We start from the raw sequence: 11883 nt of genomic DNA on the forward strand, positions 1-11883 counted from the left end.
TTGTTCGCATACCCACGGACATCGCTCTGGTCGGTCCCGGCGCCGTCGGCACGACGGTCGCCGCCCTGTTGTACGCGGCCGGCAACCCGGTGCTGCTGTGCGGCCACAGCCCTCGCGACAGCATCGAACTGCGGCCCGACGACGCGGACCCCATCGTCGTGCCGGGCCCGGTGCACACCGACCCCGACGATGTCACCGGGCCGGTCGAACTGCTGATCCTGGCCGTCAAGGCCACCCAAAACGCCGATGCCGCCGGCTGGCTGGCTCGGCTGTGCGCCGAACACACCGTCGTGCTGGTCCTGCAGAACGGCGTCGAGCAGGTCGAACAGGTGCAACCGCTGTGCCCGTCGTCGGCCGTGGTCCCCGGGATGGTGTGGTATTCGGCCGAGTCCCAGCCGCAAGGGTGGGTACGCCTGCGCGGCGAAGCCGCGCTGGTGTTGCCCAGCGGACCCGCGGCGCATACGGTCGCCGAACTGCTGCGGGCGGCGGGTTGCCGGGTGGACTGCGACCCCGACTTCATCACCGCGGCGTGGCACAAGCTGCTCGTCAACGCGCTGGCCGGCGTCATGGCGCTGTCCGGGCGGCGAGGCGGAATGTTCCGCCGCGACGACGTCGCGGCGGTGGGGCGCAGTTATGTCGCCGAATGCCTCGCCGTGGCGCGCGCCGAGGGCGCGCGGCTGGGCGACGACCTGGTCAGCGGGTTGGTCGACATGTTCAGGGCCGCTCCCGAGGACATGACCACCTCGATCCTCACCGACCGGGAAAACCACCGGCGACTGGAATGGGACATCCGCAACGGCGTGATCATCCGCAAGGCCCGGGCGCACGGGCTGCCCACCCCGATCAGCGACGTGCTGGTGCCCCTGCTGGCCGCGGCCAGCGATGGTCCCGGTTAGGGTCTGGTGCATGTTCCCCTGCGAGCGCGTCGACCTCAGCTTCATCGACACCGCACCCCATCGATTCCGCAACAGCGTCGACCTCGCGATCACGCCCGAGCAGCTGTTCGCGGTGCTTGGCGACGCCGAGTCGTGGCCGCGCTGGGCGACGGTGATCACCAAGGTGACCTGGACCAGTCCAGAGCCACGCGGTGTGGGCACCACCCGCACCGTCGAGATGCGCGGCGGCATTGTCGGTAACGAAGAGTTCCTGTCCTGGGAGCCGTACACCCGCATGGCATTTCGATTCAACGAATGCTCGTCGAAAGCTGTTGCCGCCTTCGCCGAGGATTACCTCGTCGAGCTCATTCCGGGTGGTTGCCGGCTGACCTGGACCATGGCCCAGAAACCCGCCGGCCCGGCGCGGTTTGCGATGGTCCTGGTAGGCCCGCTGCTCAACATCGCCCTACGTCGGTTTCTGAAGAACCTGCGCTCCTACACCGACGCGAATGTGAAAAGCTGACTCATGACCTTCAACGAGGGTATGCAGATCGACACCAGCACTGCATCGTCGTCAGGCGGAGGCGGTGGGCGGGTCATGGCTATCGGCGGCGGTGTCGGCGGCCTGATCTTCGTGGTGGTAGCGATGCTGCTCGGCGTTGATCCCGGACGCGTGCTGAACCAGCAGCAGACCAACACGAGCGACTATTCGGCACCCGGTTTCGACCTAAGCCAGTGCAAGACTGGCGCCGACGCCAACAAGTACGTGCAGTGCCGCGTGGTGGCGACCGGCAACTCGGTGGACGCGGTGTGGCATCAGCTGATGCCCAGCTACACCCGCCCGCACGTGCGCCTGTTCACCAGCCAGGTCAGCACCGGCTGCGGACAGGCGACCACCGCGGTGGGGCCGTTCTACTGCCCGGTGGACCAGACGGCGTATTTCGACACCGACTTCTTCCAGGAACTGGTCGACAAATTCGGTTCCAGCGGTGGACCATTCGCCCAGGAGTACGTGGTCGCCCACGAATACGGCCACCACGTGCAGAACCTGAAGGGCGTGTTAGGCCGCGCCCAGCAAGGGGCTCAGGGGGCTGGCGGTAACGGTGTCCGCACCGAGTTGCAGGCCGACTGCTACGCGGGCATTTGGGCACACTACGCATCGACCGTAAAGCAGGACAGCACCGGCGTGCCCTACCTTCAGCCGTTGAGCGACAAGGACATTCAGGACGCTCTCTCGGCAGCGGCGTCGGTGGGCGACGATCGCATCCAGCGCGAGACGACCGGGCGCGTCAACCCCGAATCGTGGACGCACGGTTCCGCGGCGCAACGGCAGAAATGGTTCACCATCGGCTACCAGACCGGTGACCCGAGCCAGTGCGACACCTTCAGCGCACCCGACTTGGGTTAGCTACGGCGAGCAGACGCAAAAGCACCCATTTCGTGCCGAAATGAGGTGCTTTTGCGTCTGCTCTCCCTCTTACTCGCCCTCTTACTCGCCCTCTTACCAAGGCCGCGTCGAGCACGTGACGCCGGTGGTGGCGTTCTGGGTGACCACAACCTGGCCGTCCACAGCGATCTGGCACTGGATTTCGGGAGTGGCCCCCGAGCCACAGTCGGGCCAGTGACATCCGCCGCTGGCGGCGACGTACGCCCACTGGTTCGGGTCTGTGAGAGTGGCGGTGTACACCAGCGGCTGGCCCGCGCTGAACGCCGTCTGCACGGTGTTCATGTACTGCGCCGAGTTCGCGTTGAAGGCCGCCTGGCTGGGCGGGTCACTGTTCATGTACCGCACGTTGCCGGTGAGGTTGCCCGTGGCCGTGATGGTGTAGGTGATCTGGTGGCCGGCCGGGTCCGCATGCGAGACCGCGGGCGTCAGCGCGATTCCGGCGACTCCAAGAGCCAACGTTGCCGCCGCAAGCACGCATGCCACTTTTTGCACGTTAGTCATAGCCAAAACGCTACCGGATCCATTACCGACGGTCGGGGTCTCGGTGGGCTCGGTTAGTCCCTCGGTTTAGCCAGGATCAGAACAGCGTCGGCTGCGCGGCTGGGGCCACCGTCACTTCGGCGGCGACCGGAAGCGGGCGCGAACCGCCGGCCAGCCGATACTTCGCGATCAGCGGTGCCACCCGTTCCCGCAGCATGTCGCGGTAGCTTGGCGGCAGGTAGGCTCCGCGGCGGTACAGCTCGCGGTACCGGCCGACCAGTTCGGGGTGCGAACGGGCCAGCCAGGACATGAACCAGCCGCGGGTCGAGCTACGCAGGTGCAGGCCGAAAACCGTTGCCCCGGTGGCACCCGCTGCGCCGATCTGGCCTAACAGTCCGTCGAGGTGCTCGACGGAGTCGGTCAGGTGCGGCAACACCGGCGCCACCATCACATGACAATCCAGGCCCGCCTCGCGGATCGCGGTGATCAGCCCCAGGCGCGCCTGCGGCGTCGGCGTGCCCGGCTCGACGTCCCGGTGCAACTCCTGGTCGCCTATCGCCAACGAGACCGCCAGCGACACCGGAACCTGTTGCGCTGCTTGGGCAATCAGCGGCAGGTCGCGGCGCAGCACCGTGCCTTTGGTCAGGATGGACAGCGGTGTGCCCGATGCGGCGAGGGCGCCGATGATGCCCGGCATCAGCGCGTAGCGCCCCTCGGCGCGCTGGTAGGGGTCGGTGTTGGTGCCCAGGGCGACGGCCTCGCGCCGCCACGACGGCCGGCGCAGCTCACGCCGCAGCACCTCGACTACGTTGGTTTTCACCACCACCTGGGTGTCGAAGTCGTTGCCGCAGTCGAACTCCAGATACTCGTGCGTGGGACGCGCGAAGCAATAGCGACAGGCGTGGGAGCAACCCCGGTAGGCGTTGATGGTGTATTGGAACGGCAACGCGGAAGCGTTGGGCACCCTATTCAGTGCGGACTTGCACAGCACCTCGTGGAAGGTGATGCCGTCGAAATGCGGCGCCCGCACGCTCCGGACTAAGCCGATCCGCTGCAGCCCGGGCAGCGCTCCGTCGTCGACGGCCTTGCCGCTCACCGCGACGACCTGGTTGGCCCACCGCATTGCACTATTCGAACACTCGTTCGACTCCGAGTCAAGTCGCGGCGCGTCCTCGCGGCGCGTCCTCGGGTAAGCAAGCGACAGGCCGGCGGCACACCCGAGTCGCTATTAGGTGGGCAAATCGTCCCGTCCTGCAGACAGGCGGCAGGTGTTGCAGATGTGCCGAACCGCCAATCGCCATGCAGCTTGCACCACCGGTGCTGTCCGCCAATTCCGAGGGCCGGCCTACTTAACCGCGTAACATCGAAAGCACTTCGGCGACAACGGAATCCGTCGGCACCGACACCTGTTCACCGGTCGTCATATCCTTCACCCCAACGGTCCCGGCCTCGATGTCCCGGTCGCCGGCGACCAGCGCCAAACGCGCCCCCGAACGGTCGGCCGCGCGCATCGCGCCCTTGAGCCCGCGGTCGCCGTAGGCCAGGTCCACCCGCACGCCCGCCGCCCGCAACTGCCCGGCCAGCACCGCCAGTCGCAGCTTGGCCTGCTCACTCAACGGCACGCCGAACACGTCGCACCTGGCGGTCTCCCCCACGATCTTGCCCTCGGCACGCAACGCCAGCAGGGTCCGGTCCACTCCGAGCCCAAAACCGATGCCGGACAAGTCTTGTCCGCCGAGTTGCCGCATCAGGCCGTCGTACCGGCCGCCCCCGCCAATGCCCGACTGCGCGCCCAAGCCGTCGTGCACGAACTCGAACGTGGTCTTCGTGTAGTAGTCCAACCCGCGCACCATGCGCGGGTTGAGGACATATGGCACCCCGAACGCGTCCAGGTGCGCCAGCACGGTGTCAAAGTGTTGCTTGGCGGCATCGGACAGGTGGTCGAGCAACACCGGCGCCTCGGCCGTCAGCGCCCGAATGTCCGGCCGCTTGTCGTCGAGCACACGCAGGGGGTTAATTCGTGCGCGCTGCTGGGTCTCCTGGTCCAAATTTAGCCCGAACAGGAACTCCTGCAACATTTCCCGGTATTGCGGACGACAGCTCTCATCGCCCAGCGAGGTGATCTCCAGGCGGAACCCGTCGAGGCCGAGCGAGCGGAAGCCGGCGTCGGCGACGGCGATCACCTCGGCGTCAAGCGCCGGGTCGTCCACCCCGATCGCCTCGACGCCCACCTGCTGCAGCTGGCGATAGCGGCCGGCCTGCGGACGCTCGTAGCGGAAGAACGGGCCCGCGTACGCCAGCTTCACCGGCAACGCCCCACGGTCCAGGCCGTGTTCGATCACGGCGCGCACCACCCCGGCGGTGCCCTCGGGCCGCAGCGTTACCGATCGGTCCCCGCGGTCGGCGAACGTGTACATCTCCTTGGACACCACGTCGGTGGATTCGCCCACGCCGCGGGCGAACAGGGCGGTGTCCTCGAAGATGGGCAGCTCGATGTCGACGTAACCCGCACGCCGAGCGGCGCCCAGCAGCCCGTCGCGCACCGCGACGAACTGCACCGAGTCCGGCGGGACATAGTCCGGTACGCCCTTCGGGCCAGAAAACGACGTAAATTCCGTCACCGGCTCAGGCCTTCGAGGAACGGATTGAGGCGACGCTCGGCGCCGATGGTGGTCGAGTTGCCATGTCCGGGAAGTACCACGGTCGCATCGTCGAGCACCAGTAATTTGTCGACGATGGAGCGCAGCAGATCGCGGCCGCTGCCGCCGAACAGGTCGGTGCGGCCGATCGAACGCTCGAACAGCGTGTCGCCGCTGAAGACGACGTCATGGTCGCCCTTGCTGGCCCGAAGGACACGGAAGCACACCGACCCGCGGGTGTGCCCGGGCGTGTGGTCAACATTGATGGAGATGCCGCCCAGGTCGATCTTGTCGCCGTCGCGATCCAGCTCGACGACCTGCCTGGGCTCCCGGAAGAAAGCGCCCGCCATCAGCTGCGCCACCCGCGGACCCATGCCATAGATCGGGTCTTTCAGCATGAACCGGTCCTCGGGGTGGATGTACGTGGGGCAGCCGACCGTGTCGGACACCTTCTGGGCCGACCACATATGGTCGATGTGCCCGTGCGTGATCAGCACCGCCGCCGGCGTCAGCCGATGCTGGTCCAGGATGCGCCGCAGCGGACCCATGGCGCGCTGCCCCGGGTCGACAATGATGGCGTCGGTTCCCCGCCGTTCGGCCAGCACGTAGCAGTTGCACTGCAGCAACCCGGCGGGGAATCCGGTGAGTAACACGGTCCCCAGTTTCCCATCCCAGGGCACCGGCCCTACGCACCGGGCGATCATGGAAAGATATCGGCCGTGCCGACTAACCAACAGCGACGTGCGACAGCCAAGCGCAAACTCGAGCGACAGTTGGAGCGCCGCGCCAAACAGGCCAAACGACGCCGGATCTTCGTGATCGCCGGCGGCGCCACCGTGGTGGTGGCGTTGATCGTGGCGATAACGCTGCTCGTGATGAACGACAAGGACAAGAACAAGAGCAACACGGCGGCCACGCCGACGATCCCAAGCGCCGCGGAGACCACCACGACCACCGGACAGCCGCCACCGGCTCCGCCAATGCCGGCATTCAAGCCGTCGGCCAGCGTCGGTGCCAACTGTCAGTACCCGGCGTCGCAGGACAAGCCCGCCAAACCGGTGAAGGCGCCGCGCACCGGCAAGGTGCCGACCGATCCCGCCCAGGTGAGCGCCAGCATGGCGACAACCCAGGGCAACATCGGGCTGATGCTGGCCAACAACGAATCACCCTGCACGGTCAACAGTTTCGCCAGCCTGGTCAGCCAGGGCTTCTTCAACGGCACCAAATGTCACCGACTGACCACCTCGCCGGAACTGGGCGTCCTGCAATGCGGCGATCCCAAGGGCGATGGAACGGGCGGGCCCGGGTACGAATTCGCCAACGAGTACCCGACCGACCAGTACGCGGCGAACGACCCGAAAGCCCAAGAGCCGGTCCTGTATCCGCGCGGCACACTCGCGATGGCCAACGGCGGGCCGAACACCAACGGCAGCCAGTTCTTCCTGGTGTACCGGGACTCCGAACTGCCGCCGCAGTACACCGTGTTCGGCAAGATTCAGGACGACGGGCTGGCGACCCTGGACAAGATCGCCAAGGGCGGCGTCGCGGGCGGGGGCATGGACGGCGAACCGGCGACCGAGGTCACCGTGAAGTCGATTCTGCTTGACTGACCTGCCCGCGCTCGCACCGAAACTGCGCTGAGGGCGTACTTTTCGCGAAAAACCAGCCCTGCGCGCAGGCTCGACGCTCTCACCGCAGACTCGGCGCGATAACCGCCCAGAGCGCGTGTGCGCTAGGCCGCGGATGTCACCCGGTAGACGTCGTAGACGCCCTCGACGTTGCGCACCACGTTGAGCAGGTGCCCGAGATGTTTGGGGTCTCCCATCTCGAAGGTGAACCGGCTGATCGCAACCCGGTCGCCCGAGGTGGTGACCGACGCCGACAGGATGTTCACCTTCTCGTCGGCCAGCACCCGCGTCACGTCCGAGAGCAATCGATGCCGGTCGAGCGCCTCGACCTGGATCGCCACCAGGAACACCGACGACGGTGACGGCGCCCACAGCACGTCGATGATGCGTTCGGCCTGTTGCTGCAGCGACGCGGCGTTGGTGCAGTCGGTGCGGTGCACGCTGACCCCGCCGCCGCGGGTAACGAACCCCATGATCTGGTCACCGGGCACCGGTGTGCAGCACTTGGCGAGTTTGGTCAGCACGCCCGGAGCCCCGGGGACCGAAACCCCGACATCATCGGTACTGCGCGGGCGCCGCAACATGGTCGCCGGCGTGGACCGCTCGGCAAGGTCCTCCTCGGCCTGATCGATGCCGCCGAGTTCGGCCAGCAGCCGCTGCACCACATGGCGCGCCGAGACGTGGCCCTCACCGATGGCGGCATAGAGCGCGGAGACGTCCGTGTAGTGCAGTTCTCGCGCCACCGCGCCCATGGAGTCGCCATTGACCAAGCGCTGCAACGGAAGTCCGCCGCGGCGCACCTCGCGCGCCATCGCCTCCTTGCCGGCGTCGAGCGCTTCCTCGCGTCGCTCCTTGGCAAACCACTGCCGGATCTTCGTCTTGGCGCGCGGTGACACAACGAACTGCTGCCAGTCCCGCGAGGGCCCGGCGTTGGGCGCCTTGGAGGTGAAAACCTCGACGACTTCACCGTTTTCCAACTTGCGTTCCAGCGCCACCAGGCGGCCGTTGACGCGCGCGCCGATACAGCGGTGGCCGACCTCGGTGTGCACGGCGTAGGCGAAGTCCACCGGCGTCGAACCCGTGGGCAGTGTGATGACGTCGCCCTTGGGGGTGAACACGAAAAGCTCTTGCACCGCAAGGTCGTAGCGCAGCGACTCCAAGAACTCGCCGGGGTCGGCGGCCTCCCGTTGCCAGTCGAGCAGCTGACGCATCCAGGCCATGTCGTCGATCTCGGCAGCGGCGTGCGGATGCGGAACACCGTTGCGGCCCTTGGCTTCTTTGTACCGCCAGTGCGCGGCGATGCCATATTCGGCGGTGCGGTGCATGTCGCTGGTGCGGATCTGCACTTCCAGCGGTTTGCCTTCTGGCCCAACCACAGTCGTGTGCAGCGACTGGTACACACCGTATCTGGGCTGCGCGATGTAGTCCTTGAACCGCCCCGCCATCGGCTGCCAGAGCGAGTGCACCACGCCGACAGCGGCGTAACAGTCGCGGATTTCGTCGCACAGGATGCGGATGCCGACCAGGTCGTGGATGTCGTCGAAATCGCGGCCCTTGACGATCATCTTCTGGTAGATCGACCAGTAGTGCTTGGGGCGCCCTTCGACACTCGCCTTGATCTTCGACGCGTTCAGGGTGGAGGTGATCTCGGCGCGGACCTTGGCCAGGTACGTGTCGCGGGACGGCGCGCGGCCGGCGACCAGTCGGACGATCTCCTCGTATTTCTTGGGGTGCAGGATCGCGAACGCCAGGTCTTCTAGTTCCCATTTGACGCTGGCCATGCCCAGCCGATGCGCAAGGGGGGCAATGACTTCCAGTGTTTCGCGGGATTTGCGGGCCTGCTTTTCCGGCGGCAGGAAACGCATGGTCCGCATGTTGTGTAACCGGTCGGCCACCTTGATCACCAGCACACGTGGGTCGCGGGCCATGGCGGTGATCATCTTGCGGATGGTCTCGCCCTCGGCCGCGCTGCCCAACACGACGCGGTCCAGCTTGGTCACCCCGTCGACCAGGTGGCCGACCTCCTCGCCGAATTCCTCGGACAACGCCTCAAGCGTGTAGCCGGTGTCTTCCACGGTGTCGTGCAGCAGCGCGGCCACCAGCGTGGTGGTGTCCATGCCCAACTCGGCCAGAATGTTCGCGACCGCCAGCGGATGGGTGATGTAGGGGTCACCCGAATGGCGCAGCTGCGTGGCGTGGCGCTGGTCGGCGACCTCGTAGGCGCGCTGCAGCAGCGACAGGTTGGCCTTGGGATAGATCTCGCGGTGCACCGCGACCAGCGGCTCGAGCACCGGGTTGAGGGCGCTGCGCTGGGCTGTCATGCGCCGGGCCAACCGGGCCCGGACCCGCCGAGAGGCGCTGCTCGTGGTCTTGAGGGTTTCGGCGGGCGCCTCGGGTATCTCGTTCAACGGAGGCGGAACCGAGGGCGAATCCGGGGGCGACGCGACGGCTTGGGCCGTGCTCTGGTCGTCCGCCACGTTGGTCACCTCCGAGTTCGAGGATATCGCTGAATTTCATCGGCCCGCGCCCGTTGCGGCCGGCATCGTCGCCGAGCGTAGCGCCACCGCGACAAATCCAGCCGAAATCGCAGCCGCGGTACGCCCGCGGGGCGACCCACCGACCTAAACCAGGCTCAGGCTGTGTACGGGCAACGGCGCGACCGCCTCGCGACCTCCCAGCCCCTCGAGTTCCAGCACCACCGCCGCCGCGGTCACCTGGGCGCCGCTGCGCACCAGCAGCCGATTGGCCGCACGGACGCTGCCCCCGGTCGCCAGGACGTCGTCGATAATGACCACGCGCCGCCCCGCTAACTCGATGCCGTTCGCGGGAATCTCGATGCTGGCGGGGCCGTACTCCCGCTCGTAGTCCTCGCTGAGCACCGGCGGCGGCAGCTTGCCACCCTTGCGAATGGCCAACACCCCGGTGCGCAGGCGCGTGGACACGGCCGCGGCCAGCAGGAACCCCCGAGAGTCGATGCCGGCCACCAGGTCGGCACCGGATGCGATGTCGGCCAGCGCGTCGGTGACACCGGCCATCGCATCCCGGTCGGCGAAGACGGGGGTGAGGTCCTTGAACTGGATCCCCGGCTGGGGGAAATCGGCGACGTTGCGCGTCAGCGACGCAATGAGCTGAGTCAGGTCCGCCGTCACTGAACCAGCGCCCATCGGTCCATGTTCCAGCCCGCACCCCAGCGGGTGGGATTCATGCTCACCGCGTACATCTTCTTCGACACGAGCAGCGTGCGCTGCTGGCGGTACAGCGGCAACGTCGGCATGTCGGCCCACAGTACCGGGGCGGCGTCGGCGAGCAGCCTGACCCGCTCGGCGGGGTCGGCCGACACTGCCAGTGCAGCGATGACGTTGTCGACCTGCGTGTTGGTGTAACCGGACAGATTGTTTCCGTTGCCGGTGTGCAGGTCGTAGGCGTCGATCGCCGACGATCCACTCGATCCGCTCCCGGTAGCCCCGCCGGTGCTGGCCACCAGCACGTCGAGCTTTCCGTCGCGCAGGGCCTGCGGTCCCGACGAGTCGACGATGACGTTGGTGACGGTGATACCCGCGGGCGCACAGGATTTGGCGATGGTCCCGATGGTGGTCGCCAGCCGCGCATTGGGTCCGCGATAGCCGATCCGCACCGTCAGCGGCGCTCCACCCAGCGCATCGCGGGCGGCGGCCGGATCCGCCTTGCTGAACTGTGCGGCCTGTGCCGCGCCGTCAGCCTGGGCGGCCGCGTCCTCGCTGGCCGGGTCCAACCGCGAATTGGCGATGCCCACCCCGGCGTCGCGCGCGATGGCGTCGCGCGGCGTGCACAGCGCCAGAGCACGTCTGGCTTTGGGCTGTGACGGGCCGGACAAGGGCCACTGCCCGCTGAAGATCAGTTGTTCGATGCCCGACGACGGCGCATCGCTGCGCTGGTAGTTGTCCGGGGTGGCCAGCGAACCCGACGACCCGGCGGCCACGTCGACCACGTCCACGCTGCGGCTGTTCACCCGGTCCTGGATGTCGGCGCCCTGCGCCGCCACCGTGATCCGCTTGGTGATCGGTTTGGCGCCCCACCAACGGTCGTTGGCGACGAGCACGACGGCGCCGCCATCCAGGACGGACTCGATCTTGTAGGGGCCCGACGACGGAAAGCGCTTGAGTACTTCGTCGGATTTGAGACCGGGCTTGAGGTCCCAGGTGGTGTTCCACAGTTTGGCGATCTGGTCCACCACCTGTGCATTGTTACCGAGCAGCGCCGCGGTGAGGTCGATGTTGAGCTGGTCGGCGATGACGTGCGACGGCATGATCGCGGTCGCGGAGAACAACTGCGCATAGTCCACGACGCTGCGGTCCGGGACGAATGACACGCGGGCCTTCTTCTGCCCCGGCTGGCACTCGATGTTGGCGATGTCGACGTAGCCGGCCTGGCTGGCGGCGTCGAAACCGGGGAATCGCCCGGAGGAGGCCGCCCAGGTCAGCACCAGGTCGTCGCAGGTAACCGGCTTGCCGTCGGAGTAGACGGCGTTGTCTGCGATCTGATAGTCCAGCACCAGCGGGGCGCCACCCACCACGGAGACGGTTCCGAAGTCGTGGTCGGCGACGACCTGCCCGTCGGGACCGTGGTACGAGAAGCCGGTGAGGGTTCGGGCGAAGGCCTGCGCCCCGGCCGACGCGGCGCCGACGACCGTGTTGGCGTTATAGGTGACCAGCGTTCCGTCGACCACATAGTCGATCTGGCCGGAGGCGGTCCCGGAACACGCGGTAAGCACGCAGGCCGCCAGCACTGTCCCAGCCACACCCAGGGCCCGTAAGCGACGCCAGGTGGCCATCGAC

General features: G+C 67.2%; 11 protein-coding genes. 4 read left to right on the plus strand and 7 right to left on the minus strand.

The features are described 5' to 3' along the window. Positions 1-8: 8 nt before the first annotated feature. The 3 genes from JO236_RS08670 to JO236_RS08680 are packed head-to-tail and all read left to right on the plus strand — an operon-like array spanning position 9 to position 2283. On the plus strand, positions 9-896 hold the full coding sequence (locus JO236_RS08670; RefSeq protein ID WP_293327501.1) for an oxidoreductase: 888 nt from the start codon (positions 9-11) through the stop codon (positions 894-896). 10 nt (positions 897-906) lie between these two features. Next, the gene (locus tag JO236_RS08675) at positions 907-1398 is read left to right on the plus strand and encodes an SRPBCC family protein (protein WP_293327398.1); all 492 of its coding nucleotides are present in this window, start codon (positions 907-909) and stop codon (positions 1396-1398) included. A 3-nt stretch (positions 1399-1401) separates the two neighbouring features. Next, positions 1402-2283 carry a neutral zinc metallopeptidase gene (locus JO236_RS08680; RefSeq protein ID WP_293327400.1) on the plus strand — a complete coding sequence of 294 codons (882 nt, stop codon included), beginning with the start codon at positions 1402-1404 and terminating at the stop codon, positions 2281-2283. A gap of 93 nt (positions 2284-2376) precedes the next feature. Here the strand turns inward: JO236_RS08680 and JO236_RS08685 are convergent, their stop codons facing one another. The 4 genes from JO236_RS08685 to JO236_RS08700 all read right to left on the minus strand — a co-directional run bounded on the left by JO236_RS08685 (position 2377) and on the right by JO236_RS08700 (position 6094). Then, positions 2377-2823: a hypothetical protein gene (locus tag JO236_RS08685; protein WP_293327403.1), complete on the minus strand. Its 447-nt coding sequence runs from the start codon at positions 2821-2823 to the stop codon at positions 2377-2379. A 76-nt stretch (positions 2824-2899) separates the two neighbouring features. After that, positions 2900-3925, minus strand: a complete 1026-nt coding sequence (locus JO236_RS08690) for an Rv2578c family radical SAM protein (RefSeq protein WP_293327406.1) — start codon at positions 3923-3925, stop codon at positions 2900-2902. Between the two features lie 226 nt (positions 3926-4151). After that, entirely contained in the window at positions 4152-5423 is a 1272-nt protein-coding gene (gene hisS / locus JO236_RS08695) for a histidine--tRNA ligase (protein WP_293327409.1), read from the minus strand. Continuing rightward, a complete protein-coding gene (locus JO236_RS08700) occupies positions 5420-6094 on the minus strand; it encodes an MBL fold metallo-hydrolase (protein WP_293327412.1) in 675 nt (224 codons plus the stop codon). Before JO236_RS08700 ends, hisS begins: the two co-directional genes overlap by 4 nt. Positions 6095-6160: 66 nt before the next feature. Here JO236_RS08700 and JO236_RS08705 point away from each other — a divergent pair, with 66 nt between their 5' ends. After that, the gene (locus JO236_RS08705; RefSeq protein ID WP_293327415.1) at positions 6161-7051 is read left to right on the plus strand and encodes a peptidylprolyl isomerase; all 891 of its coding nucleotides are present in this window, start codon (positions 6161-6163) and stop codon (positions 7049-7051) included. Between the two features lie 122 nt (positions 7052-7173). Here the strand turns inward: JO236_RS08705 and JO236_RS08710 are convergent, their stop codons facing one another. From JO236_RS08710 to JO236_RS08720, 3 genes are all read right to left on the minus strand, one after another. After that, the gene (locus tag JO236_RS08710; protein WP_293327503.1) at positions 7174-9546 is read right to left on the minus strand and encodes a RelA/SpoT family protein; all 2373 of its coding nucleotides are present in this window, start codon (positions 9544-9546) and stop codon (positions 7174-7176) included. Between the two features lie 144 nt (positions 9547-9690). Beyond that, positions 9691-10233 carry an adenine phosphoribosyltransferase gene (locus tag JO236_RS08715; protein ID WP_293327418.1) on the minus strand — a complete coding sequence of 181 codons (543 nt, stop codon included), beginning with the start codon at positions 10231-10233 and terminating at the stop codon, positions 9691-9693. Beyond that, positions 10215-11879: an ABC transporter substrate-binding protein gene (locus tag JO236_RS08720; protein ID WP_293327421.1), complete on the minus strand. Its 1665-nt coding sequence runs from the start codon at positions 11877-11879 to the stop codon at positions 10215-10217. Before JO236_RS08720 ends, JO236_RS08715 begins: the two co-directional genes overlap by 19 nt. Between the last annotated feature and the right edge of the window lie 4 nt (positions 11880-11883).

The sequence above is a fragment of the Mycobacterium sp. genome (genome assembly GCF_019247635.1).
Taxonomy (GTDB): Bacteria; Actinomycetota; Actinomycetes; order Mycobacteriales; family Mycobacteriaceae; genus Mycobacterium.

Bases quoted from the DNA above. Each gene is read 5' to 3' on its own strand.
- JO236_RS08675 (WP_293327398.1), top strand. From the start codon at position 907: ATGTTCCCCTGCGAGCGCGTCGACCTCAGCTTCATCGACACCGCACCC.
- JO236_RS08680 (WP_293327400.1), top strand. From the start codon at position 1,402: ATGACCTTCAACGAGGGTATGCAGATCGACACCAGCACTGCATCGTCG.
- JO236_RS08685 (WP_293327403.1), bottom strand. From the start codon at position 2,823: ATGACTAACGTGCAAAAAGTGGCATGCGTGCTTGCGGCGGCAACGTTG.
- JO236_RS08690 (WP_293327406.1), bottom strand. From the start codon at position 3,925: ATGCGGTGGGCCAACCAGGTCGTCGCGGTGAGCGGCAAGGCCGTCGAC.
- JO236_RS08715 (WP_293327418.1), bottom strand. From the start codon at position 10,233: ATGGGCGCTGGTTCAGTGACGGCGGACCTGACTCAGCTCATTGCGTCG.
- JO236_RS08720 (WP_293327421.1), bottom strand. From the start codon at position 11,879: ATGGCCACCTGGCGTCGCTTACGGGCCCTGGGTGTGGCTGGGACAGTG.